Source organism: Cohnella cholangitidis, assembly GCF_014107495.1.
In the GTDB taxonomy this organism is placed as follows: domain Bacteria; phylum Bacillota; class Bacilli; order Paenibacillales; family Paenibacillaceae; genus Cohnella; species Cohnella cholangitidis.
Genome location: NZ_CP041969.1, coordinates 2,568,964 through 2,592,993, shown reverse-complemented (window position 1 = coordinate 2,592,993; position 24,030 = coordinate 2,568,964). Strand labels below are relative to the sequence as shown.

General features: G+C 51.8%; 22 protein-coding genes. 16 read left to right on the top strand and 6 right to left on the bottom strand.

Going from position 1 to position 24,030, the window contains the following annotated elements; genetic code table 11:
• Window positions 1-62: 62 nt before the first annotated feature.
• From FPL14_RS12310 to FPL14_RS12290, 5 genes are all read left to right on the top strand, one after another.
• On the top strand, window positions 63-488 hold the full coding sequence (locus FPL14_RS12310) for an SRPBCC family protein (protein ID WP_182303207.1): 426 nt from the start codon (window positions 63-65) through the stop codon (window positions 486-488).
• Complete coding sequence (locus FPL14_RS12305) at window positions 475-822, top strand: ArsR/SmtB family transcription factor (RefSeq protein ID WP_182303206.1); 348 nt, start codon at window positions 475-477, stop codon at window positions 820-822. The genes FPL14_RS12310 and FPL14_RS12305 overlap by 14 nt, the downstream gene beginning before the upstream one ends.
• A gap of 201 nt (window positions 823-1,023) precedes the next feature.
• Window positions 1,024-1,167, top strand: a complete 144-nt coding sequence (locus FPL14_RS12300; protein ID WP_182303205.1) for a hypothetical protein — start codon at window positions 1,024-1,026, stop codon at window positions 1,165-1,167.
• Between the two features lie 99 nt (window positions 1,168-1,266).
• The gene (gene abc-f / locus FPL14_RS12295; RefSeq protein ID WP_182303204.1) at window positions 1,267-3,189 is read left to right on the top strand and encodes a ribosomal protection-like ABC-F family protein; all 1,923 of its coding nucleotides are present in this window, start codon (window positions 1,267-1,269) and stop codon (window positions 3,187-3,189) included.
• A gap of 102 nt (window positions 3,190-3,291) precedes the next feature.
• The gene (locus FPL14_RS12290; protein WP_182303970.1) at window positions 3,292-3,567 is read left to right on the top strand and encodes an alpha/beta-type small acid-soluble spore protein; all 276 of its coding nucleotides are present in this window, start codon (window positions 3,292-3,294) and stop codon (window positions 3,565-3,567) included.
• A 56-nt stretch (window positions 3,568-3,623) separates the two neighbouring features.
• Here FPL14_RS12290 and FPL14_RS12285 read toward each other — a convergent pair whose 3' ends face one another.
• A complete protein-coding gene (locus tag FPL14_RS12285; RefSeq protein WP_182303203.1) occupies window positions 3,624-4,073 on the bottom strand; it encodes a MarR family transcriptional regulator in 450 nt (149 codons plus the stop codon).
• Window positions 4,074-4,318: 245 nt separating this feature from the next.
• On the opposite strand from FPL14_RS12285, the gene FPL14_RS12280 reads away from it, so the two are divergent.
• Together FPL14_RS12280 and tnpC are read left to right on the top strand one after the other, a co-directional pair.
• Window positions 4,319-6,178, top strand: coding sequence for an LTA synthase family protein (locus FPL14_RS12280; protein WP_182303202.1), 1,860 nt, complete (start codon window positions 4,319-4,321; stop codon window positions 6,176-6,178).
• A gap of 358 nt (window positions 6,179-6,536) precedes the next feature.
• Window positions 6,537-8,009, top strand: coding sequence for an IS66 family transposase (gene tnpC, locus FPL14_RS12275; RefSeq protein WP_182303157.1), 1,473 nt, complete (start codon window positions 6,537-6,539; stop codon window positions 8,007-8,009).
• A gap of 160 nt (window positions 8,010-8,169) precedes the next feature.
• Here the strand turns inward: tnpC and FPL14_RS29900 are convergent, their stop codons facing one another.
• On the bottom strand, window positions 8,170-9,186 hold the full coding sequence (locus FPL14_RS29900; RefSeq protein ID WP_229263891.1) for a helix-turn-helix transcriptional regulator: 1,017 nt from the start codon (window positions 9,184-9,186) through the stop codon (window positions 8,170-8,172).
• A complete protein-coding gene (locus FPL14_RS29895; protein ID WP_229263890.1) occupies window positions 9,141-10,475 on the bottom strand; it encodes a cache domain-containing protein in 1,335 nt (444 codons plus the stop codon). Before FPL14_RS29895 ends, FPL14_RS29900 begins: the two co-directional genes overlap by 46 nt.
• 133 nt (window positions 10,476-10,608) lie before the next feature.
• Between FPL14_RS29895 and FPL14_RS12265 the strand changes: the two genes are divergently transcribed.
• The 9 genes from FPL14_RS12265 (at window position 10,609) to htpX (ending at window position 20,617) form a co-directional block, all read left to right on the top strand.
• Window positions 10,609-12,132 (top strand): extracellular solute-binding protein, encoded by a 1,524-nt coding sequence (locus tag FPL14_RS12265; RefSeq protein WP_182303200.1) that lies wholly within the window; start codon window positions 10,609-10,611, stop codon window positions 12,130-12,132.
• A gap of 101 nt (window positions 12,133-12,233) precedes the next feature.
• On the top strand, window positions 12,234-13,310 hold the full coding sequence (locus tag FPL14_RS12260; RefSeq protein WP_182303198.1) for a hypothetical protein: 1,077 nt from the start codon (window positions 12,234-12,236) through the stop codon (window positions 13,308-13,310).
• A 231-nt stretch (window positions 13,311-13,541) separates the two neighbouring features.
• A complete protein-coding gene (locus tag FPL14_RS12255) occupies window positions 13,542-15,095 on the top strand; it encodes an extracellular solute-binding protein (RefSeq protein WP_182303197.1) in 1,554 nt (517 codons plus the stop codon).
• 113 nt (window positions 15,096-15,208) lie between these two features.
• Complete coding sequence (locus tag FPL14_RS12250; RefSeq protein ID WP_182303969.1) at window positions 15,209-16,177, top strand: ABC transporter permease; 969 nt, start codon at window positions 15,209-15,211, stop codon at window positions 16,175-16,177.
• Window positions 16,178-16,198: 21 nt separating this feature from the next.
• Entirely contained in the window at window positions 16,199-17,074 is an 876-nt protein-coding gene (locus tag FPL14_RS12245) for a carbohydrate ABC transporter permease (RefSeq protein WP_182303196.1), read from the top strand.
• A 24-nt stretch (window positions 17,075-17,098) separates the two neighbouring features.
• Window positions 17,099-18,214: a glycoside hydrolase family 88/105 protein gene (locus FPL14_RS12240; protein WP_182303195.1), complete on the top strand. Its 1,116-nt coding sequence runs from the start codon at window positions 17,099-17,101 to the stop codon at window positions 18,212-18,214.
• 166 nt (window positions 18,215-18,380) lie between these two features.
• The gene (locus FPL14_RS12235; protein WP_182303194.1) at window positions 18,381-19,070 is read left to right on the top strand and encodes a TVP38/TMEM64 family protein; all 690 of its coding nucleotides are present in this window, start codon (window positions 18,381-18,383) and stop codon (window positions 19,068-19,070) included.
• Window positions 19,071-19,098: 28 nt separating this feature from the next.
• Window positions 19,099-19,554: a hypothetical protein gene (locus tag FPL14_RS12230; RefSeq protein ID WP_182303193.1), complete on the top strand. Its 456-nt coding sequence runs from the start codon at window positions 19,099-19,101 to the stop codon at window positions 19,552-19,554.
• Window positions 19,555-19,738: 184 nt separating this feature from the next.
• A complete protein-coding gene (gene htpX, locus FPL14_RS12225) occupies window positions 19,739-20,617 on the top strand; it encodes a protease HtpX (RefSeq protein ID WP_182303192.1) in 879 nt (292 codons plus the stop codon).
• A gap of 391 nt (window positions 20,618-21,008) precedes the next feature.
• Here htpX and FPL14_RS12220 read toward each other — a convergent pair whose 3' ends face one another.
• The 3 genes from FPL14_RS12220 to FPL14_RS12210 all read right to left on the bottom strand — a co-directional run bounded on the left by FPL14_RS12220 (window position 21,009) and on the right by FPL14_RS12210 (window position 23,809).
• Complete coding sequence (locus FPL14_RS12220) at window positions 21,009-22,109, bottom strand: sn-glycerol-1-phosphate dehydrogenase (RefSeq protein ID WP_182303191.1); 1,101 nt, start codon at window positions 22,107-22,109, stop codon at window positions 21,009-21,011.
• 21 nt (window positions 22,110-22,130) lie between these two features.
• On the bottom strand, window positions 22,131-22,913 hold the full coding sequence (locus FPL14_RS12215) for an HAD-IIA family hydrolase (RefSeq protein WP_182303190.1): 783 nt from the start codon (window positions 22,911-22,913) through the stop codon (window positions 22,131-22,133).
• 131 nt (window positions 22,914-23,044) lie between these two features.
• Complete coding sequence (locus FPL14_RS12210) at window positions 23,045-23,809, bottom strand: DeoR/GlpR family DNA-binding transcription regulator (protein ID WP_182303189.1); 765 nt, start codon at window positions 23,807-23,809, stop codon at window positions 23,045-23,047.
• Window positions 23,810-24,030: the final 221 nt, after the last annotated feature.

Below are 24,030 nucleotides of genomic sequence, written 5' to 3'. Positions count from 1 at the left end.
CCAAACGGTGTCATATAATCAATACGAAACCAAAAGGTTTCCTATAATGGGAGGTAAACAAAATGTCCGATACCACGCAGAATCCATTACCCGATATCCATCAAACCCAATTGTTCAATGCTCCTATTCAGAAGGTATGGGCAGCCGTCGCCACCGCGGAAGGAATTGCGGCCTGGTTCATGCCGAACGACTTCGAGCCTGTCCTGGGCCATGAATTTCATATCAACGCAGGTCCGTTCGGCAAATCGCCTTGCAAAGTGACTTTAATCGATCCGCCTAACCGTCTTTCTTTTAACTGGGGCAAAGATTGGACGCTTACGTTCGAATTGATCGAACGGGGAGGACAAACGGAATTCACGTTGATCCATGGCGGTTGGTCCGCGGAAGGGGCAACGGAATTCGGAGAACCGCACGACGTCGTTCGCGATCGGATGAATCAGGGCTGGGTCGGCTTGGTGCAAAAGCTGGGAGCATATGTCCAACAATAACGCGGCGGTATCTCCGCAGAAGCATGACGTTTTCCAAGCGATCGCCGATCCTACTCGTCGGGGGCTGCTCCGTTTGCTCGTCGATCAGGAGATGCCGGTGACCGCCATCAGCGGCCATTTTCCGATGACCCGTACCGCGGTATCCAAGCATCTGCGTATTCTGGCCGACGCGGGGCTCGTGAAGGAAAGGAAGGTCGGCAGGGAAACGAGATACCGGTTGGATGCGGACCCTCTTCTCGAACTGAAGCGCTGGCTCGCTTTCTACGAGCGGTATTGGGAGAATAAGCTGGATGCTCTTAAACGTTACGTGGAGTCCGATGATCCGACGCCTTAACATCCTCTCTCCTCTCCCTCATAAATGCGCGAGTACGTCCGCTCTGGACCGGCTCTTCCCACACCGGACAGCTTCATTTATAAGGATGTAAATCGTAACATAATCATATAAAGATTTAATGATATTAGAGCTGCGGACTTGCGATATATAAGCGTTAAATGGTATCCTCGGGGTAATGACTTTTAAGGAGGTGAAGGTAGGATGAATCGAGAGTTCGTGAATAACCAAGTTAGCCGGCTGCCCATCGCGATGGCTGGCATCGTTCATGGTTTGCTCAAAGACGGGAGAAGTCTGTCCGCTGCCAACCATACGATTTCACAACTCGAGAAAAGGCTCCTACCTTAACCAGAGCGGATAATCCGAACGGGCGTAGGGAATTTTCCCTGCGTCCTTTTTGTTGTGCTTGCAGGTAGGTGGGTCCTTTCCAATATTGGAGGTTCCATCATGTTAACGATAAATTGTCAAAACGTAAAAAAATACAACGGCGCGCAGCTTATTTTGGAGAACGTGACTTTCGAGCTTCGCTATGGAGAGAAGATAGGGCTCGTCGGCCGCAACGGAAGCGGTAAATCGACTCTGCTGCGCATGGTGTCTAAGTTGGATACTCCCGATGCCGGGATGCTGACCGTCCGGAAAGACGCCCGAATCGGCTATCTGGAGCAGATCCCTGCGGAAGCGGCCGACAGGACCGTCTATGACGTATTGGCGCTAAGCTATCGGGAGCTTCTTGATTGCCGCTCCGAGATGACCGTAATAGAGGGGAAAATGTCGGAACCGGAAGCCGCGACCCAACCGGAAAGGTTGGAGGCGTTGCTGGTACAATACTCGGCGCTTCAGGAATTGTTCGAGCGTGAGGGCGGCTATGAGTTGGACGCGCGTATCGAGCAAGTAGCTAACGGCTTGGGAATCGAGCGGGATTGGTATGCGCGAGAGTATCGCTCCTTGTCCGGAGGAGAGAAGACGAAGGTCGGCTTAGCTTCGCAGTTGATCGGCAAACCCGACTTGCTGCTTCTCGACGAGCCGACGAACCATTTGGATCTGGACGGAGTCGAATGGCTGGAGGAGTTTCTGGCCAAATACGAAGGAGCTTGCTTGATCGTATCGCACGATCGTTATTTCCTGGATCGGGTCGTTACGAAGATCCTCGAGCTGGAGGACGGGGTATCCTCCGTCTACCATGCGAACTATACGAAATACGTAAAGGAAAAGGAAGTCCGATTGCTGCAGGAATTCGCCGATTATCAAGAACAGCAAAAGAAGCTTAAGAAGATGAGGGAAACGATTAAGCAGTTGATGGAATGGGGGAAGGTCGGCGGCAACGAGAAATTTTTCCGCAGGGCGGCTTCCATGCAGAAAGCGTTGGATCGGATAGAGAAATTGAAGCGCCCGGCTATCGACCGCAAGGAAGCCGAGTTCGGGCTGCAGCCGCTAGATCGGTCGGGGAAGCGCGTGATCGAGTTCGAGTCGGTCAGCAAAAGGTTCGGGAATTCCACGGTGCTGGATCAGGTATCCGGCAGCGTGGAATATGGAGAAAGAGTGATGCTGATCGGGCGCAACGGCTCGGGCAAGTCGACGCTGCTTAAAATTATTCTAGGCCAAGAAAAAGCGGATGAGGGGCAAGTGGAGTTAGGAGCGCGGGTCCAAATCGGTTATCTTGCCCAGCAGCAATACCCGGACGATCCGAAACTGTCCGTGCTGGAATTTTTCCGTCAGGAGGCCGGCATGGAAGAGGGGGAAGCGAGATCGCGGCTTGCAGCCTACCTTTTCTACGGCGCTGAAGTCTTTAAACCGCTGAGCTTATTGTCCGGGGGAGAGTGGACGCGGCTTAGGCTAGCGCTTATCGTCATTCGCAAGCCGAACCTCTTGATCTTGGACGAACCGACGAATCATATGGATATCGCGTCCAGGGAAGCTTTGGAAGAAGCGCTGGAGGAATTTCCGGGAACGATAGTGGCGATTACCCACGACCGTTACTTGGTTAACCGGTTGTCCCGGACAATCTGGGAGCTCGATCAAGGGCGCATCAACCTGTATTTGGGCAATTTCGATGATTATAAAGCCAAGAGCAGGCGGAAGGACGCAACGGAAGGGAAACTGTCGAGGGAAACGAGTTCGCCCTCGAAGAAAACTTCCTTCCGGAAGAAATCGTCACGCGACAACGAGAAAAACTCCGAGCCGGGACAACCGATGCTGGAAAAAGAGATCGCCGCTTTGGAACAGCGCTTGATTCATTTGGAAGTCCGGTTGAGCGAGTTGGCGGAACAACAAGATTCGATGGAGCTTGAGAGAAAATGGGCGGAGCGCGAAGTTATCCTAGCCGAGCTCGACCTGATGTACGAGAAGTGGGTAACGGAATACGGAGATTAGGGCGTACGAGCAAAATCGAATATTTCCGGCATATCCGGGTACGATAGGATCGAAACGCGAAGTAATCCCGACGATGATCCGAACGGATGAGGAGGCTGGATGATGGCAAGAAGACGGAAGCTAGTAGTGCCGGGCGCCGAAGAAGGAGTGAGTGCTTTCAAGGCGGAAGTGATGAGCAAGGAAGGCTACTCCGTTAATCCGGCAAGACCGGACGACGTGAAATACGAAGTCGCCGAGGAGCTGGGCGTCCCGTTGCAACGAGGCCGCAACGGCCAATTGACGACCGAAGAAGCCGGGCAGGTGGGCGGAACGATCGGGGGCGCGATGGTGCGCGAGATGATCAGGCTGGCGCAGGAGAAGCTGGCCAAGCGGGAATGACAAGGAGCGAAGGGCCAAGGTTCACAGGCTCTTCGCTTCTTTGTCGTCGGGGACGGTCACCATTGTATTTTGGAAGCGATGGACTGCAGAGAGGCCATGCACTTCCTCAATTCAAGCAGGTCGTCGTCATTCAATGAATCCAACTTTAATCTGATTTGTTCGGTAAGCCTCTTTTGCAAGTCCTTGCATAATTGATCCCCGCCGGACGTGATCGCGATCTTCACGACTCTGCGGTCTTCCGTGCTCGTCGTTCGCTCGGCGAGTTCGTGATACACCAGCTTATCGATCAAGGGAGTCATGTTCGGACGCGAAATGCGCAATTGGTTACATAGCTCGGTTACGCTTGCGCTGCGCAATTCATATAAGGATAACAATACTTCCAAATTCGAACGGGATAATTGAAAGGGGATGTTATCCAGGGAAAAAGATCGAAACAGTTTCTTCTTGATCAAAGGAACTGCGGTCATAAAACATTCGGATACCGTGTCCAGCAATTCCGTTCTCATACGCTCACCCTCTGTTACCTTGGTGTAGTGGTTAGGTTAAGTATAACATGGGTCGTTCGAGAATAGATATTGACATATAATTGTTATGATTATATAACTAATATGCGAATACGAATCGTTTACGGCCCGCTTCCGCGAATAAATCGCGGATTGTTTGTCGTTTTTAAGAAAATCTTTAGGAACTCCGGCGTATATTTTTAGTAGATTATAGAGTAAGGTGACGGTTCACGGAAAGGGATGAAACAATGGGCTTATTGATCAAGCTAGGTAATCGGCGGTTTATGCTTTTTACTTTGCTTCTACTATTTAAGTGTAGTTTAGCGTGGTTCGTCGTATTCGAAGACGGACCGTCCTGGGAGACGATGCTGACGGAGATCCCGTTTTTCTGGCTCGTATTCTGCATGATCGAATGGTTCGCCAAGAAGAGGAAGCTTCTTTATTATACGATTGCTAATCTACTATTCACGCTTCTCTATTTTACGGTACTTATGTATTACAAATATTATGGCGTAATCGTCACTTACCATGCGCTCAGCCAAGCCGATAAAGTGACCAAGGTCGGCAACAGTACTTATTCGCTCATGGACCCCTATTACTTGCTGATTTTCGTGGACGTTATCGTCCTCATAGCCATTCCTTTGTGGATGAACAAGAAATCCAAAAAAATCCAAATGAGCTTGAAGCCGATCAGCAGAACCGCGCTGTCCGTGCTCTTCATCGTATCGGTCGCGCTGTGCTTCTTCAGCATTTGGCCGAATCGGGCGAGCATGAACGAGATCAAGCAAGCGGAGGAAATGGGTATACTGAATTACGAGGTGTACACCATATTCGCCGACAGCACGGATGATGCGGAAATGGTGGAGATGGAGGATATTACGCAGCCTGCCATCGATGAACTCAAAGGCGTTAACGGCGTGTCTAATCCGCAGTTTTTCGGAGCGAACAAAGGGAAAAACGTCATCATCATTCAGATGGAGTCGTTCCAGAATTTCCTGATCGGCCTGAAGGTTGACGGTCAAGAAGTGACTCCGAACATGAACAAGCTGGCTAACGAAAACTTCCATTATAATCATTTCTACACCATGGTCGGCCAAGGCACGACGTCCGATGCGGAATACGTGGTGAATACGTCGTTATACGTACCTAAACATGAACCTGCGACTAAGGACAACGTGAAAAAAGATTTGCCTAGCTTGCCTAAGCTGCTGGGCGAAGCGGGGTATACGACGGCTACGTTCCACACGAACGAGGTCGAGTTCTGGAACCGCCGCGAGCTGTACGATGCGGTCGGCTGGGAACGGTACTACGACAAAAGCTTCTTCGGCGACGGAGACCATGTCGCATTCGGAGCGTCGGACGAGATTCTATACGCGAAAACGTTCGAGGAGCTGAAAAACATCAGCGCGAGCGGTCGCCCGTTCTACGCCCAGGTTATTAGCATGAGCTCGCACCATCCGTATAACATTCCGGCAGATAAAGTAAGCTTCAAGCTTCCCGACAATCTGGAGGACACTTTGGTCGGACGGTATATCCAAGCTCAGAATTACTCTGATAAGGCGTTGGGAGTATTCATCGACAACTTGAAACAGAGCGGGCTATGGGAGGACAGCATCGTCCTGCTATACGGGGACCATCAAGGTCTTCCCGTGTACTCGTTGGATGACAACGAGCATGAAGCGATGAAGAAGCTTCTCGGCCACGACTATGGCTATGCCGATATGTTCAATATCCCTCTGGTCATGCACGCGCCGGGAGTCACTTTTCCTGCGGTGATCGAGAAGACGGGCGGGCAGATCGATATTTTGCCGACGGTGGCCAACTTGACGGGCGTGTCGATCGCGAACCAGATTCATTTCGGGCAAGACCTGTTGAATCAAACCGCGAACGTATTGCCGATGAGGCACTTCCTTCCGTCGGGATCGATCGTGACGGATCGCGAAGTATTCGTTCCGGGAATCGCGTACGACGATGGAACGAATTACCCGTTTGATCCTCAAGCGGACGCGCCGGGCGGGGCAACGCAGGAGCAGTATGATCATGCGCTAAAACTGCTTAATCTATCCGACAGTTACGTTAAGCAGCTTCCGGATAAGGATAAACAATAACCATAGCGCAGTTACTAGGGACTACCCATTCGGTCTATGCGACCGGTGGGTAGCTTTTTTATTTGTGGAGCGGGTTGGCAGAACATAGGGAGAAGTTCAGCGGCGAGCGGGCAGTAGATTGGCGGAAATAACGGCACGGGGTGCCGTTATTAGGCGAGCGGGCGGTAGATTACGTGGAATAGCGGCACGCGGTGCCGTTATTTCAGGGTTTTGGGTGGATGAACGTGGAATAGCGGCACGCGGTGGTTACTACTTAGGTCTCCTTAATCCAAAGGAGACTTTTTTTCTGTTTTAAAGGATTTTTGGTGCTGCATGTAGAAGTATTTCTTATATAGAATCTGTGAAGGGAGCAAGAACAATGAAGCTAACTCCGCAACAGGTATTACATGTGAGTAAAGGGGATACCGAGATTGCAGGCTTCATCTCTGCGCTTCTGGCACAAAATGAGAAACTGACCGAAATGGTAGAAACACAAGCTGTTCAAATTAATAAATTAGAGAAGCGTGTGCACGAGTTAGAACGACAGCTTGGTCAAAATAGCAATAACAGCAGCAAACCGCCATCGAGTGACGGACTGCGAAAAAAGAACAATCTGCGTCAGCCTGGGGGTAACAAAGGAGCGCCCAAGGGGCACGAAGGCCACACGCTTCGTTTTAGCCTGGTGCCTGACGAAGTCATCGTTCATGCTTTGCCTGCTTGCAAGAACTGCAAGCTCTCCTTAGCGGATGTGCCTGTGCAAGGCTGGATCAAAAGACAAGTACTTGACTTACCTCTCACTCCGCTTGTTACCACCGAACATCGCGTAGAAGAAAAGCGCTGCCCGTGCTGCCACACGTTGCAACGGGCCGAGTTTCCTGCTGCGGTGAAGGCACCTGTACAGTATGGGGATAGCTTCGCAGCATGGACGGCTTATTTGAGCGGCTATCAATTGCTGCCCTTGCAACGCATTACACAATTCTTTTTCGATCTGACCGGGTATCGCCCTAGCCAAAAGACCTTGCTTGAACAACTGAAGAGCATGGCAAACTGTATAGCAGAACAGGAGCCGTTGATTCAAGCGCATCTTCGCAACGAGCCTTTCATCCATTGCGATGAAACGCCCATGCGTTTGAATGGGAAACAGCAGCATCTTCATACGCATTCGAGCGCCAAATGGACGTTGCTGCATATGAACGAGAAGCGATGCGGGCCAGCAATCGTAGAAATGGGTGTATTGCCCACTTACACCGGAATTGTGGTTCATGACTGTTGCACGGCCTATTTCAAATCAGACTTCAAGTATTCCCACGCTTTGTGTAACGCGCATCTCATGCGGGAATGCCAGGGGATTGCTGATCACGATAAGCACCAGTGGCCCGTCGACATGAAAGAGCTGCTTCGTCGAAGCTGGGGGTTGGCCAAAGAGGCACGAATTGCTGGTATCCCTTTGTCGGATAAAGTCCTCGCCGAGATCGACCAGCAATACGACGACATTTTGGCGTTAGGGAAAACGGAATGGGCCAAAGATCTGGTGCCTGAGAAAACAGGGCCTCGCGGACGAAAATGCAAGAGCAAAGCGGCAAATCTTGGACATCGGTTCATAAAACACAAAGGGGCGATTCTTCGCTTTCTTTATGATGTGCGTATTCCTTTCGATAACAACCAGGCAGAACGCGATATTCGCATGTCCAAAGTGAAACAGAAAATATCCGGATGCTTTCGGACGGCTCTTGGCGGAAAGCAGTTTGCCAGTATTCGCGGGTTTATTTCCACACTTCTGAAACAATCTCTTCCTTTGCATGATTCACTCATATCCGTTCTTCGTGGACAGTTTCGGTTTAGGACTACCTAAGTAGTAACCACGGGGTGCCGTTATTGGGCGAGCGGGCGGTAGATTGATGGAATTAACGGCACGGGGTGCCGTTATTGGGCGAGCGGGCGGTAGATTGATGGAAATAACGGCACGTCGTGCCGTTATAAAGTGAGTGTGCGGTCGATTGGCGACGAAGCTTCTAGCCGTTCAGCTTCCGATCCCGATACTGGCCGGGAGTCATTCCTTCTTGCTTGCGGAAGGAGCGAATGAAGTTCTGCGGGTTGTTGTACCGGAGCCGGGAAGCGATGTCCTTGATCGGCATGTCGGTTTCGGCCAGCCATTTCTTAGCCATGTTGAACCGGTAGGAGGTTAAGTATTCGGTAAAGGAAATCTGGGTTTCCTTACGGAATACGCTGCTTAAATAATTGGCGTTGTAGTGCAGCCGCGACGCGCAATCCTCCAGCGTCAGATCGGTATCGTAATAATGTTGGACAAGGTCGATGACCTTCTCGGAAATATTATGATACTGCGCTTCCTGCCTGTCCCGGAATACCCGGACCATCGGATAGATGACATTCGTCCAGAACCAGTCCTGAATTTCGGGTACCGTGTTCAGATCCAACAATTCTTCGTACAAAGAGCCTTTGGCCGGATGGATTTGATTAAGGCTGATGCCGGATTCCTGCATGACGATCAGCAGGTTATTCAGCAGCCGCGCCAACGGGAGCTGGTATTCCTGCGGCGACATTTCCGCCGAAAACACGGGCAGCAGGAATTGCCCGAGCAGCTCCTTGGCTTTATCCTTTTCCGCCAGTTTGATCGCGTCTATTAATTCGTTCTCGAGATGGTTAGGGTAGTTCATGTTCAAGTAATGATTGCCGGAATTGATGTTCTCGTACTGGATGATGATGCCTTTGCCCAGCTTAAGCCGGTGTTTCAAGGCTTCCAAGCCTTCCCGGTAAGCGATGGCAAGGCTGGAGAAGGAATGGAACGTAAGGCTCATCCCGATGCTGACTTGCAGGCCGAGATAGCTCTGGATATTTTGCTGCAACCGCTCGGTGATCGAATACAACCAGTCGTTGAACTCCCCGGAATCGTCGGACGAGCTGCCTAGCAAGGTAACGACCGTGTAATCGATCGTGACGGGCGATAATCTTCGGGCGGCAGGAATCATCTCCTCGATGATGTTGTGAATGGCGAAGAGCAGAAGGTCCATGTCCCTTTTCTCGTATCGGGTGCCCTCCAACGTGTCATCTGCAGCGCGAGCGCGACCATCGTTCTCCATTCCCGAAGCTGGTTGCCGTATCCGAACCGCTGCAATTGCTCCGGCAAGTCGCCGCGCTTAACGTTGTCTTGGAACGCTTTGATGAGAAAGAAGGTTCGAACTTGGTCGATATGTTGATGGACTTCCTTCTCGAGTCGGGACTTGGATTGGAATAAATGCTGCATTTGTTCCCCGATCACTTGGAATTCATTCGATTTGCGCTTGCGGATGCCCGGAAGTCCGTTATCGATCTGCTGGAGCAGAACTTGGATCGGAGAATACATGCGACGGGAGCCGAGCCAGGCAAGCAACATCGTCACAAGCAGCATGAATACGCAGACGATCAGCGTATACATGCCGATTTTGTTGGACTCCTGCGTCAGGCTGGCGATCGAAGTGAACGATAGGTAGATCCAACCGTTAAACGGGGAGCGGTAATAGGCGACGGAATAAGAGCTTTGATCGATCTTCGTCGTGAACTGCCCGGAAGGGTTCTTCAGTTCATCCGCGGATTGGAAGCCTGTCGCCGTGAGCGGTTTGCCGATTAAGGATTGGTCGGGATGGATGAGAACGCGATAATTCTCGTCCGCGATCATGATCCGGTCTTCTTGCTCCGGGTCGTTGTTCAACAAATCCTGAAGGCCGCAAGTCGGAATGTTGGCGATCGCTAACCCATGTTTCTCTAAGCCGGTCAACGGAAGCTTCTTGATCAAGCTGATGCTATACTCGCAGATGACGTTGGCCGAGTTCTCCTCGCTGTAGAACCAGCGAGTCGGGTTAAGCGTCCAATTGCTCATGTCGTTTATTTGCGCTAGCTCGCTCAAAGCGTCGTAATGCTCGTATTGGTCGAACGCGTATAGTCCGGAGTTTTTAATCATCCAATTTTGACGCTCGTTGACGAGAATCACGTCCTCGACCTTCGTATCGAACGATTGCATGTGACGAAGCTCGGTCCGAATGTTGTCGTAGATCATGAAATCGTTTACGGTTAACGGGTTGCCCATCGCTTTTTTGAGCACGGTGGAGTTGATCGTCTGGTTTAACGTATGGTTGACAGTCGTTAGAATTTGTTCTACATTGGCATTGATTTGATAGAGGAGTTGCAATTTTCCTTTGTTTACATGATTTTGAATTTCGCTGGAAGAAGTCGCATAGGAAAAAATACCGATGAAAAGAACCGGAAGCGTACTTAACAAAAATCCGAAGATAGTCATTTTGGTCAGGAAACTGAATGAGCGCATAAGAGCCAACACCTTATCTTCGAAGATAGCTTAATTGTAATCTTCCGATCCGATCGGGACAATAATCATCTCGCTCGTCTATAATCATCTTCTTAGAATTACGCGTAATCAGGCTAGCTGAAGGGGGTTTACGATGATATCCGGCGATCCGAAAGGCTTCTCCAGAAAAACTCGCTCGTTGCTCGGTTTGTTGTTAGCGACTCTGTTGTTATCTTCGTGCATGGGTCGGAAGGAGGCCGCAGGGGACCTCGATGACCGTCCCGTCGTCAGCATCATGGCTCCATTGCATTTTCCTCATGCTCCAGATCCTGCCATTATCGACGAAATAGAGAAGCTGACGAATACGAGATTGGACATCGAATGGGTGCCTGACGGCATCTACTCGGACAAAATGAATACGTCCTTGATGACCAACTCATTGAAGAAAGCGACGTTCGTTAAATATACGGATTACAATTTGGTGAAAAATTCGGTACGCTCGGGCGCCTTCTGGGAGATCGGGCCGTATTTGGACCGATTCCCGAACCTAAGGCAACTGGACGAGGATATTCTTAATCAATCCGCGTTGGATGGCAAGATTTACGGATTATATACGGAGAGGCTTTCCTCCAGGCAAGGGATTATTATCCGGGAGGATTGGCTCGAACGGTTGAAGCTGGGCAAGCCGCGGACGATCGACGAGCTGTACGAGGTGATGAAGGCGTTTACTTACGAGGATCCCGACGGCAACGGCAAGGCGGATACGTTCGGATTGGCGGACCGCAACGATCTGATTTTCGGGGTATTCAAGACGCTAAGCTCTTATTTCGGGACTCCGAACAACTGGCTCGTTTCCGGACATGAACTTATTCCGGAATTCGCGACTCCGCAATACATGGATACGATGAACTTCATGCGGAAATTGTATGAGCAGCGTATCATCAATCAGGACTTCGCCGTCACCAGCAAGGAGGTTCAGAGAAATCTGTTCATTCGCGGGCAAGTGGGCGTCTATATCGGAAGCATGCTGGATGTCCAGCGGCTAGCGGATGCGGCAGAGCTCGTGAATCCGGAGGCGCGCTTTGCGCTGGTCAACCGAATAGAGGGTCCGCTCGGCTATCGAATATGGTCGATCCCCAATTTCAACGGGTTATATCTCTTTTCCAAGAAAGCGATTAAGACCGAAGAGGAACTGTTGCAAACTTTGGAATTTTTCGATCGGTCGATGGAGAAGGACGTTGCCAATCTGATGAAGTATGGTTTCGAGGGACGCCACTATAAGCTCGAAGGTAATCAGGTCGTGTTGCCGGAAGATAGCCAAGAGCTGAGGGCGAACGAGTTGAGCGTCCTCTATACTCTGATGATCGCCGATTTGAGTAACCCGAACATCATGAAAGTAGCTAAGCAAGACAGCCTAACCGAGACGGCCGAACGATTGAGCGAGGATAACGAGAAGTTTATCGTGCGCGATCCGACTGAGGGTTTGAAATCGAAAACCTATGACGAGAAAAACGTAGAGTTGTATAAAATCATATCGGACGCGACATACAATTACATGCTCGGTCATCTGGACGAAGCCGGTTACCGGCAAGAAATCGAACGGTGGAAAAGAAGCGGAGGCAGCAAGGTCATTCAAGAGTATACGCAAGATTATTTCGGCAACGGCGACGCGGGGTAACTCCTGCGTTGCTGTTTTTTTATGGAGAGGGGGAGCTCTATTCGCGCCGTGTGGTATTATGGTTTGCATATAGGATATTTTTGGCAATGGGGGGGACGAAGTTGAAACACTGGATTGCTTTAACCGTGATAGTGGTCTTGCTTATTGCATTGATCGGATGCGGCGACCGCGTCAACGGAGACGCCATCGTCGACTCCGGCGGCCTCGCCGTCGCAACCGCGGTCGAGACGAGCGAGGCCGCATCGCCATCGGAGACGGTACGACCGTCAGGCGAAGCGGCTCCGGGCGGGGAGAATCCGTTGGATGAATTGAAAAAAGGCGACAAGCCGACGCCTTATCCGGTTCTGGCGCTTATTCGCGAGATCGAAGGGTTTCAAGGAGGGGCGTACGACGGGGAATTGGCGGATAGCAAGCGGATCATTTATTATACTCCGTTGCCTTCGGACGATTATGCCCGCGACTATCGTTATTACGATTACGAAACCGGGGACGTATACGTGAACGGAGAGGACGGTCAGGTCCTCTATTATAACGTGTTTGACTCCGCGACCTATCCTGCGGCTACTGAGGCGCCGCCCGGCGATCCCGTCGATCCGGCGCGACTGAAGCAAATGAATGGGTTGGAGCGAAAGCTGTATGCTCTAGAGAATGTTTATAATATCGAGTGGTCGCCGGACTATCAAACCATTGCGTACTGCCAAGGAATCGAGTATGAATCTAAAGTTTACGCTTGGAAAGCAAGCGACGAATCCGCGGTCGAGATTCCCGTGGAACCGGACACCTACTACTTTCAATGGGCTTCCGATTCGAAGGTTTTGCTGCTCGATTCGGGTACAAGCGTCTTAAGGGGCGGACAACTGTATCAGGTAGCTTCGGGAAAGCTAAGCGAGTATTTCGGCTACGCGAACGAGGCGTTGATTTCTCCGAATTCCAAGCGGGTCGCGTACGCGCGAACGAGCGGAATAAGCTCGGAACAGAAGAACGACTACGAAGTCGGCGAAACGCTAGAGCTATGGGTAATGGATTTGTCCGATTTCACCGAACGTAAGTTGATTCAAGCCGACGATCATACGGACTATTCTCCCGTACAATGGAACAACGATTCCGAACTCGTCTACGCGAAACACGACTATAAGACGGACGTGGAAGAGGAATTGCGGATAACGGTTTCGGAGTAGAGGGCGGATTTCCGGCAAAATAGTTTTGCAAAGGATTATCTTCGAGGCCCGTGCGCATTCGCATGGGCCTTTCGTATTCCCGGTTGTCGTGTCATCCGGCCGAAAAATAATCATTATGTTAGATGCCGCCCGGGAGCGCGGCGAAGTGAGCAAATGATTGTATACGTAATTTCGGGCTGCCTCTAAAGTCGGAGTTGTAGCACACAAATCCCTTTTGGAGGTCATAGCGGTATGAAGAGAAAAAGCGTATCGGTCCTGCTTAGCCTGGTGTTGGTATTTAGCTTAGCGCTTGCGGCATGCGCAAGCAAAAACAAGGAAGAGCCTGCGGCATCATCCTCGAATAGCAGCCCTAGCGCGTCTAAGGCCGCGGAGTCGAAAGCGCCGGAGGCGGAGGGACCGACGAAGATTACGATCATGCTGCCTCTTAACATTGCCGAAACCCCGCCGGATACGGTAGAGAAGGAAATCGAAAGATTGACGAACACCGAACTGACGTATCAGTTTTTCCCGGCAGACACGTATGAAGAGAAATTAAACGCTTCGTTCGCGACGGGCTCGTTGCCTCAGGTCACTTATTTGAAGAACCAAGCGACGTTCCTGCTGATGAAGGATGCGATCAGAGACGGACAGTTCTGGGAGATCGGACCTTATCTCGGCGAGTTCCCGAACTTAAGCAAGTTAAAAGAGTTTACCCTTAACAATACGAAAGTCGACGGCAAGCTGTATACGCTGTACATCGGTAGGCCGCTCGCCCGCCAAGGGATTATATACCGGAAAGACTGGGCGGATAAGCTGGGGCTGAAAGCGCCGGAAACCGTGGACGATCTGCTCGAGATGGCTAAGCAATTCACGGAGAAAGACCCGGACGGCGACAAAAAGGACGACACGATCGGGCTCGCGGATCGGAACGATCTGATCTACGGAGCCTTCAAAACGGTCGCTTCCTGGTTCGGCACTCCGAATAACTGGGGCGAGCAAGACGGCCAGCTGCAACCTGAGTTCATGTTCCAGCAGTACATCGACACGATGGACTACATCAAGAAGTTCCGCGACGGCGGATATATGAACAAAGACTTCGCGGCCACTAGCAAAACCGACCAAGTCAGCCTGTTCACGAGCGGCGAAGCGGGTATCTATATCGGCGCGATGTCGGATGTGAATCAACTGCAGCGCGACTTGGTCAAAAACGTACCGGAAGCCGTAGTCGATACGCAAGCCCTTATCAAAGGACCGAGCGGGCAAGCGACCTCATGGTCGATCCCGGGTTATAACAACGTCTTGCTGTTCCCGAAAACCGCTGTCAAAGACGAAGCCGAGCTGAAGAAAATTCTCGCTTTCTACGACAAAATGATGACTCCCGAAGTGGCCAACACGCTGTTCTGGGGAATCGAGGGCACCCACTACGAGGTAGTCGACGGCAAAGCGAAGGAGCTCGACGACAAGGAAAAAATCGAACGCGAAGTCAAGGGCTTCAAAGACAGCCTCATCGGAGAACCGGAAACGAACGGCCAGTTGGAAGCTTACCACACTTTGGAAGCTAGAATTCGCGCGGAGCAATTCACGATCGAGAACGCGAAGATCGCGATCGCCGATCCGGCGGCCGCATTGGATTCCGCTACCAACACGGCGCAAGGCGTGCAGTTGCAAGAGATCATTAAAGACGCGACTTACAAGTACATGTACGGCAGCATCGATTTGGCAGGGTTCAAGAAGATGGTGGACGACTGGAAGTCGCGCGGCGGGGATAAAATCATCGAGGAAATCAACGCGGCGGCTAAGAAATAACGGACCGGCCCGATACCCGAATCAGGTTTTAATAGCGGCTTACCCTCGCCCGCATGGGCGGGGGAGCCCTTCCAATGTTCCAACTTCGACTTTCGCGGGAAAGGATGCATGTTATGCAGGAAGCGGGCGTTCAACAAGGCAAGGCAGCTTTGCCGTCGCCGATACGCAAGCAGCGAAGCAGCGAATTAAGCAGGCGCCTAAAGAGGAATAAGTGGCTTTATGTGATGATTTTCCCCGGTCTCTTGTATTTCTTGATTTTCAAGTATGCGCCCATGTACGGGCTTGTCATCTCGTTCCAGGACTTTAAACCGTTCAAAGGCATCGCCGGCAGCGAATGGGTGGGCTTTAAACACTTCGAGAGGTTGTTCAACGAACCGGATTTCCTTCAAATCCTAAGCAATACGCTTATTTTGTTCGGCATGAACTTGTTGTTTTTCTTCCCTGTTCCGATCATTCTGGCGTTGCTGCTCAATGAAGTTCGGATTTCCGCGTTCAAGAAAACGGTGCAGACCCTGATCTACATTCCGCATTTCATGTCGTGGGTCATTATCGCTTCCATCAGCTTCGTAATGTTGACGGAGGATGGCGGCATTATCAACGAGTTAATCGCTTATTTGGGGTTCGAGAAAATTAATTTTCTGCTCAACGTGGAGTGGTTCAGACCGACTTACATCATTCAGGTCATCTGGCGCGAAGCGGGCTGGGGAACGATTATTTATTTGGCGGCGATTGCCTCGATAGACGTTGAACAGTACGAAGCCGCCCGAATGGACGGGGCGAATCGGCTTAGACAAATTTGGAATATTACGCTGCCGGCTATCCGAAGCGTTATTATCGTGCTGTTGATCCTGAAGATCGGCGACGTGCTGGAGTTAGGATTCGAGCATGTATACTTGCTACTCAATTCGATGAACCGCGACGTAGCCGAAATTATCGATACTTACGTGTTTACGGCCGGGTTAAGACAAGGCCAGTTCAGCTATAGCGCCGCGATCGGATTTTTCAAATCGTTCATCGGAATCGTGCTGGTTATGGCTGCCAATAGGCTCGCTCGTAAAATGGGGGAAGACGGCGTTTATTAATCGGCGGGAGGAGGACAACAGATGGTAGAGGATCGTACGTTAGGCGGAAGAATATTCTCGGTTTTCAATTATTCGATACTGTTCGCTTTTGCCCTGGTATCGTTCCTGCCTTTCATTCATGTGCTTGCAGGCTCGTTCACGACGAGCGCGGAACTGGCCGTCAACAAGTTCGTGATCGTTCCGAAGATCTGGAGCTTGGACGCTTATCGGTTTATTTTTTCAACCAATACGATATTTAAGGCGATGTCGGTATCCGTTCTCGTGACGCTGATCGGAACGTTATTCAGCATGCTCATCTCTTCGATGATGGCCTACGGCTTGTCGCGGAAAGACTTGGACGGCAGGAAGGCGATTATGTTCAGCGTCGTCTTTACGATGCTATTCAACGGAGGGCTTATTCCGACTTTCCTCGTCGTGAAAGAACTGAATTTAATCGACAGCTACGCCGCGCTTATATTGCCGATCGCGATCAGCGCGTTTAATCTGATCATTCTCAAGAACTTCTTTCAGAACATCCCGGAAGGGCTGGAGGAATCGGCGAAGATCGACGGGTGCACGGATTTCGGGATCTTTTTCCGGATCGTGCTTCCGCTCTCCATGCCCGTGCTGGCGACGATTTCCCTGTTCTACGCCGTAACGTACTGGAACACTTATTTGAACGCCATTCTGTATCTGGACAGCAGCGATAAGTGGCCTATTCAAGTGCTGCTAAGACAGATCGTCGTGCTGGCCAGCGGAATCGAGTACGGCTCCAGCCTGGACGGCGAAGTGCCTCCGCCGGATCAGACGGTGAAGATGGCCGTTATCGTCGTGGCGACGCTTCCGATCATGATCGTCTACCCGTTCTTGCAGAAGCATTTTGCCAAAGGCGCTTTGCTAGGCTCGATCAAAGGGTAAAAGAAAGAGAGGAGAGGGGATTACATGCTGATATCGAACACGATCTCCCGCGCGCCTTTGGAGTGGGCCGCGGCTGCTTGCGATACTTTGATGGATGCCTACGCCGCGGGAGAGCTTCCTCCGGCTCATCGCTGGCACTATCATCAGGGCGTATTCCTATGCGGAATGGAGCTGCTGCTGGAAGCGGGCAAGAACCGAAGATACGAGCGCTATATTCAGGATTACGTTGATGGCTTGGTCGACGGGCACGGCAACTTTTATTTCGCCAGGGATGAGCTCGATGCGATACAGGCTGGGCTGTTGCTGTTTCGGCTCGACAAGCTTACCGGGAAGCGCAAATACCGGATAGCGGCCGATAAATTGCGGTCGTTGTTCGACACCTTGAACAGGACTTCCGAGGGCGGCTTCTGGCACAAGGACAAGTATCCCGGTCAAATGTGGCTAGACGGGCTGTATATGGGAGGCGTCTTCGCTCTGAAATATGCGGCCGCCTACGGGGACGACGGCTTAATCGGGTTGGCGCTGCATCAGGAGCGATTGATGCGTAAATATATGAAGGACGACCGCACGGGGCTATTGTTCCATGCATGGGACGAGTTGCGGAAGATGCCGTGGGCGGATGCCGAGACGGGCTGCTCGCCGGAGTTGTGGGGCAGATCGCTTGGCTGGTACGGACTAGCGTTGGCGGAATTCCTGGACTTGTTGCCTCAAGGAAGTCCGGAGCGTTCGGAACTGGCGGAAGTACAGAAGGAGTTCATCCATGCGCTTATCCGTTATCAGGACCGGGAAAGCGGACTGTGGTATCAAGTGGTCGACAAGGGGCATCTCGCGGATAATTGGCTGGAGACGTCTTGCACGAGCTTGTTCGTCTATGCGATCGCGAAGGCGGTCAAACAAGGAGTCGTGGAGCGGGACTGCGTTGGAGCGGCGGTTAAAGGATACGAGGGCTTGATCGGAAGGCTCGAATTCGACGCCGCCGGGGGAATCGTGCTTCCGGACATTTGCATCGGAACGTCCGCGGGCGATTACGAGAATTACGTGACTCGGCCGACGAGCAGCAATGACCTGCACGGGGTCGGAGCCTTCGTCATGGCATGCGTGGCGATCAATGATTTGGGTTCGTTGGAAGCGGGACGCTGAATTCGGGCAGTAACGGTACGGAGTTAAAGCGACGGGCAGAGATGAGGTCTCTGATTCGTCGCTTCTTTAGTTTGTTCGCAATTTGGCCTAAACGGGAAGAGGACTCGAACTAATGCTATAATGATGTAAATAGCAGACCATGCGGGAACAGGTGCAGGAGTAAACGATGAGCATATCGGATATTCTGTCCAACGTGACAGAGGAAAATTTGAAAAGTTTGTTGGAGCAATACCGGGCTTTCGGTCCTTTTCCCGGCATTGCGTTGACGTTCATGAAGTCGTTCGTGCCGCCGTTGCCGACGATCCTGATCGTCGGAGTGAACGCCGCGGTCTACGGCTTATGGCTCGGGTTCCTCTATTCCTGGTTAGGAATCGTGAGCGGATGCCTCGTGACGTTCATGGTCGTGCGGAAAGTCGCCGGGCATCCGTACTTCCTGCGCTGGGCGAAGAAGCCGAAGGTGCAGAAGAGCTTAGTATGGGTACGGCGCAACGCGTTCAGTTATGTGTTCCTGCTCAGCATTTTTCCGGTCGGGCCGTTCGTGGTCATTAACATGGCCGCGGCCATCGCGCAGATGCGGCTGCGTTCTTTTTTCATCGCGATCGTATTCGGCAAGGCGATCATGGTCATGTCGGTATCGATCATCGGTCACGATTTCGGCCGGTTCATCGAGCGCCCGCTCGAGTTGATTTACGTCGTCCTCTTCGTAGGCGCGTCGTTGTGGGTGAGCAAAAAAATCGAGTCTCGCTTTACGCGCGACGCGAAGGGCGTGCCGCAACCGCAATCGCTTGCGCAGCCTGACCGAGGTGACCAGTTAAGCTTGGATAGCAGTACGACAACCGGACGCAAAGCGGAATAAACGGATAAAACGAGAGGCGGATAAACCTATGTTAAGTTTCACTGAGAAGATCGCGATTATGGAGTCTTTTCCCCAACTAGAGCGGAGAGACGTATCCCTGGGGCGCGTAAATTTTCATTATGACCGAAGCGTTATCGAGAAGAAGAACGTCGGCTTTCATTTTCACCCGAACGGCAACGGCTATATTTTCGCAGGGGAAATTGAAGGCGTCGAGACGGATGAAAAAGGCTTCGTTAACGTGCGGGATTACGGCGCGGAGGAGCTTCGTTCTCTCGTCGAGCGGTCGATTCAATCGTTGACGGGGGATTCTTCCTGGGAGGAAGGGCAGGAGGAGAAGTGGTTCGACTCCGATCGCAACATTCTTGTTCTCAAGTTCGAGGACGAGATGTGGTACATTTTCTCCGGTCTCAATCTCGAGATGGCTTTCGAAACCTATGACGAAGCAAGGGACTACCTAAGCGAAGAGGGTTTCAATCGGCTGTAAAAATCAGAGCGTCAAACCGTCGATAAGAGGGGCGAGCCGTCGCAGGCTTGGCCTTTTTTTCGATTTCCGTAAATTTACTGAAACGAATTGTTTATTCCTTCCGTAGATTCTAGAGTAAGATCAAGCTAAAATAGGCGTAGGAAGATAAAGGTATCCTACTCTATTGAAATTTAGGAGGAAAACAATGAAACGTATTTTGTTGTTTATCTTAACCAACTTATTGGTCATGCTGACCATCGGCATTATCCTCACCGTGTTCGGAGTGGGCTCTTACATTAACGAATCCGGCGGAATCGATATGATGTCGCTGTTGATCTTCAGCGCGATCGTCGGTTTCACGGGAGCGTTCATCTCGCTGGCGATGTCCCGCATGATGGCCAAGTGGATGATGGGCGTTCGCGTCTTGAAGCCGAACGATCACCTCTCGCAAGGCGAGCGTCAAATCGTCGAGATGGTTCATCGGCTGTCCCGCGCGGCAGGTCTCATGCACATGCCGGAAGTCGGGATCTATGATTCCCACGAGGTCAACGCTTTCGCTACGGGACCTTCGAAGAAACGTTCGCTCGTCGCGGTATCCACCGGCTTGCTGAACGAGTTGGACGAAGACGCGGTAGAAGCCATTATCGGCCATGAGGTGGCTCATATCGTCAACGGCGATATGGTGACGATGACGTTGCTCCAAGGCGTTGTGAATACGTTCGTCGTATTCCTTTCCCGTATCGCGGCTTGGGCGGTATCCCGTTTCGTGAAAGAAGAGATTGCGCCGATCGTTCATTTTATCGCGGTTATCGTCTTTCAAATCGTATTCTCCATTCTCGGCAGCATGGTCGTCCTCGCGTATTCGAGATATCGCGAGTTCCACGCCGACGCGGGCGGAGCGCACTTGGCAGGTAAAGACAAGATGATTCATGCTTTGCGCGGGCTGCAGGCTTACCAAGACAGAATGAGAGGCAGCGAGCAAACCGCTATCTCTACGTTGCAGATCAGCGGCAAAAAACGCAGCGGGCTATTCTCGACCCACCCGGATTTGGAAGAGAGAATTCGTCGTTTGCAAGCCAGCTAATTCGAATAAAAAGCCGTCCCTAAAGCCGACGATTTGCTGGCTTAAGGGACGGCTTTTTTATTCATCGGTCGACGGGTCTGTTTTGCGAATAAGGTGACGGCGAAGTGTTAAATGATGGGGGAGCGAGCAGGGCGAGGCGGATAAGGTGACGGGATAACGCTATTTGTTCCGAATTGCTTGGATTTTGCGGTGTGAGAAGGGAATAAGGTGATGGCATAGCGCTAAGCGAGGGGGGACGTGCGTAAATAGGGCTATAAGGTGATGGCGTAACGTTATTTGATCGGGTATGGCGAAAAAACGCAAAAACACCTCGCCAAGGTCGGAAACAGGGACTATGGCGGGGTGCTTTCGTATGAAGACCGTCCATAATTCTGTGGCGGGGCATTCAGTGCTAACGGCGTTCGTTATAAGCTCTAAGCAAAGTGAAACGGTTCGGGCGAATATGGTGAGCTTCCCGAAGGCTTCTCTCCAACAGTTCCGGTTCGATGCCTAACCGATCGGGCTCTGTCGGTCCCCCGACTTTCGCTAACAGCTCGCGAAGCCGATTGCCGTCGGGAATGTCCCGGATGGCTTTCAAAATCGTTTCGCGATGCTCGACCGGAAACAAAGAAGGCTCTTCCTCGGCCAACCTATGATAGAGGTCCGAGATGACCCCGCAAGAGATGCCGACTTTGGCTCCGTGCAACACTTGCCTTCGTCCGGAGCGCAACAGCTCCATCTCCCAATAATGGGAGAGGTGATGCTCGGCGCCGGAAGCGGGATGCGATTGTCCGAATTGCAGCATGGCGAACCCGGATTCGATCAGCGCGCGAGTCAGGATTTCAATGCCTTGCAAGCTTCTGCTGCCGATCTCGTCGCAGTGATCGACGCATTGCTGCAAGGCGCGTCTCGTGCGGTCGGCTACTTCCTCCGAGTAAGGCTCGCCGCCCGCGAGGCTGCCGAACTTCCAATCGAACAAGGAAGTGTATTTGCCGAGCATGTCGCCGAATCCGGCCGCGATCATCTCGCTTGGAGCTTTGGTGAGAATATCGAGATCCGCGAAGATGGCGGAAGGCCCTATCGCGCCAATCGTTTTCTTCTCTCCGCGGAGGATCAGCGGGGCGCCCACGGAGTTGAACCCGTCCACCGATGGCGCGGTAGGAACGGATACGAACGGGATTCCGACCGCGTAGGCCGAGAATCTGGCGATGTCGTGCAGCGTGCCTGAACCAACGGCGATCACGATCTCGGAGGCTTCTTGGCGCAGCTCGAGAATCAGTTGAATGAGGGAAGCCTCGTCGGCGATCACGTCGCCTTGCCGATCCGGTAAGATTAGCGTTGTTGTAACGCTAATCCCGGCAGAATTGGCGGCATCGCCGATACGTTTGCCTGCGACTTCGTAGGTGCGGTCATCCGCGACGATGGCCGCTTTGCGATAACCGTTTTCCTTCAAATACGGAACGACGCCTTGAATCGCTCCCGGTTCAATCCGAACTGGACCGTTGAATGACATCTGCTATTCCTCCCTGTTGTCCTAAAAATGTTGTAGATCGGCGATCGATTCCCATATATAATCCGGCTTGATCTCCGAGGCTTCCCCGATTGCCCGAGTTGTCGAACCGCTTAGCACGAGCGCGGAACGAATGCCGGCTTGCTTGCCCAGCCGAATGTCCGAGTTAAGGCTATCTCCTATCACGAGGCAGCGCTCGGGAGGGAGGTCCAATGAACGTAATGCCGCGTTCGACATATACGCGGAAGGTTTGCCGATGACCACGGACACTTCTTGCCCCGTCGTGCTCACGATGGCGCTGATCAAACCTCCTACGTCGATGGATTCCCCATCGTCGCCGGGGAATGTTTTATCTTCGTTCGTGGCGATGATTCGGGCGCCGTTGCGAACGGCGCGGAATGCCGAATTGAGTTCCGCATAGGTAAGTTTCTCGTGAAGCGTGATGACTAGCCACTCTGCTTCTTCAGGCGTCGTCGCAAGCCCGATGCCGTGAGCGGACAACTCCTCGCGCAAGCCCTCGTCCCCGAGCAGCCAACATTTACTGGCGGGCGCTGCGTTCCTTAGGTAATCAGCCGTGACAGTGGAAGTCAGAATAATCTCATCCTCCGCGGCTTGAATCCCCATTGCGTTAAGCTTCTCCCGGCACATCCTCCTGGAGTAGTTTCCCCGATTGGTGAGGAATACGACTTTTTTGCCGCGTGAACGGATATAGCTAAGCGTCTCGCGGGCACCTTCGATAGCCGTCGCTCCTCGGTATACGGTACCGTCCAAATCGATAATGAAGCCGTCTATTGTGTCTAATAACATGTTGTCGCTATCCTCCTGCCGCATCTATCCTCTCTTTAATTGTCCGTTCGTTTGCGTTTGTTTGTCAACAATTGAATGCGTATGTCGGCGTTCGTATTCATTTGCAGATGAACGTTCGTTTGTTGCGTTATTCAATCGGCAATGAGCAGTTCCGTACCTTTGATCTGCTTCAGGAAATCTTTATCCGCTTGTTTGTCGGTAATCAGAGTATGGATTTCGTCGAAAGGAACGGAAGTCGCGATCGATCTGCGTCCGAGCTTGGTGTGATCGGCCAATGCGACCGTTCTGCGGGCATTGCCCGCCATCAGCTTCTTCAATTCCGCCTCGTACAAACTGAAGTCCGTCATCCCTTCTTGAAAGCTGACTCCTTCCGCGGAAGTGAAAAACAGATCCGCGTGGATTCCCGCCAGGATGTCTTTGCCCAGCACGCCTTCGACGGTTTTCGAACCTACCCGCAGCACGCCCCCGATCAGAATGACGTTGTTGCGCGGATTCTGATTCAGAGTCATTGCGGCCTCCAAGCCGTTCGTGACGACCGTTAAATAGTTATGCTCGGTTAAAGTTTTGGCCAGCTCCAGCGCGGTAGAGCTTGCATCCAAGATGATGCACTGTCCCGCCGTCACTAGATGGGCTGCTTTCCGTCCAATCATGCGCTTCTCTTCGTAATTCACCCCGCTGCGGGACGGATCGCGCGAATCGCGCACGGAGGCCGGGTTCCTCACGGGCACGGCGCCCCCGTGAGTTCTCTCCAGCAATCCCTCGTCTTCGAGTATTCTCAAGTCGATGCGCAGCGTCCCTTCGGAAACGTTAAATAATCGCGCCAAGTCCTTCACCAATACTTGCTTGTCGCGATGCAGCAACTCTAATATCTGGTCTCTCCTATGAGAAGCGAACATGGTCTGCGATCTCCCCCTTCGTTTATCGTCATTTTATACAAAACGATGACAAACAACAATTATCGATGGAATTATTGGAGCTTAACGATGAAGGGATCATCCCGAAAAAAATAATCTTGTCATCGCTTTCATCCCATACTATAATCATTGTATAAAGTTTAATCGCTTTAACTTTTGAAAATTGAATAGCAATCAGGACCTGGCATAATTATGCTCGCAAT